The sequence below is a fragment of the uncultured Meiothermus sp. genome (assembly GCF_937863175.1).
Lineage (GTDB): Bacteria > Deinococcota > Deinococci > Deinococcales > Thermaceae > Meiothermus.
Map to the genome: position 1 here is coordinate 1 of NZ_CALMCQ010000481.1, position 1,398 is coordinate 1,398.

The 1,398-nt window shown below is 61.3% G+C and carries 1 protein-coding gene and 1 pseudogene; both read left to right on the forward strand.

The window, feature by feature from the left end; all coding sequences use genetic code 11:
- A pseudogene (locus Q0288_RS17825) lies at positions 1 to 382 on the forward strand (DNA repair protein RecN); the annotation flags it as partial.
- A 67-nt stretch (positions 383 to 449) separates the two neighbouring features.
- On the forward strand, positions 450 to 1,398 hold a 949-nt coding region (locus Q0288_RS17830), incomplete at its 3' end, for a GAF domain-containing protein (protein WP_299433731.1).

The window sequence follows — 1,398 nt, forward strand, 5'->3', positions numbered from 1 at the left end:
CGATGCCCCCCTGGAGAAAGCCGCCTCGGGCGGGGAGCTCTCGCGGGTGATGCTGGCCCTGGCCCTGCTGACCGGGTCGGAAGCCGACACGGTGATTTTTGACGAGGTGGACACCGGCGTGGGGGGCGAGGCGGCCTGGCAGGTGGCCGAACGCCTGGCTCGCCTGGCCCAGAAACGCCAGGTGCTGGTGGTGACCCATCTCCCACAAATTGCCGCCCGGGCTAAAACCCACTACCGGGTGGTCAAACACAACCAGACGGTTCAGGTGCAGAAGGTGCAGGACGAGGATCGGGTGCGTGAGCTGGCCCGCATGCTCTCGGGAAGCTACTCCGAAGCAGCCCTCGAGCACGCCCGTGAACTGTTACTTGGCCCGGTTACGTAACGCGTTAATCACCATTGCGCAATACGAATAGCAAACCTACACTGATAGGCACACTGCCTGGCCGCTTATGAAAGCCTCTGCCCCTCCCCTTGAGCCAGACACCCTGAACTGGCTAAACCAGCTCTCGGAGGCGGTGGTCTGGCTTGATGAACAAGGGCTTGTGGGTTGGTACAACCCGGTCGCAGCCTCTATTATTCCCATCCGCAATCCCATCGGCAAGCGCCTGGAAAACTGGTTTCAACCTGTAGTGCGGGAGAACTTCGTTAGCAACGCCCTGAATGCGGGCTGGCGGCAGCACGATTCGCAGAAGGGAGTATGGGGTCTTGCCGGCAAACGGTGGCGCTGGTTCCAGACCAGTCTGGCTCCTTACAAAACCGGGCAACTGTGTATCCTGCACGAAGTGACCCAGGAGTACAACCAGACCCTGGCCTATGCCTCTTCCATCGAGGTACTGTCCACCCTCCTCACCCAGGAAGAGAACCTCGAGCAGCTCTTTATGCGGGTTTTGCAGACCGCCGTAGAGGTGGTTCCGGGCGCAGAGGCCGGGAGCCTGACCCTGTTGGAAAACGGCGAGTTCAGATTCGTGGCCCAGATCGGCTTTAGTGAGGAGTTGACCCAGCATGCCCTGAGCTATCAGCACGAGCTGGCCTGGTATGGGCTGGGCGAGGAAGCCTGGCTGCAGGGCAGGCCCCGGCTGCTGGTTGCTCCGCATATCCAGGAACGCACCAGACAATTCATTGCCCACGAGCTGGAGATGTTTAACCAGGCGGGCAGACTTGAAGATCTCCAGGCCACCATCACGGTTCCGCTGGTGTTGCAGGGCCGGGTGATGGGCACCCTCAATCTGGACTCTCCGACCTCGACTGAAGCCTTTCCACCCGAAGGTCTGGCCATTGCCAAAAACTTTGCCCTCCAGGCCGCCACCGTGCTCTACGGTCTGCTCTCACGGCGTCACCTGACGGAACTGGCCCTCAGCGATGCCCTCACCGGACTGGGCAACCGCCACGCCCTGGAAC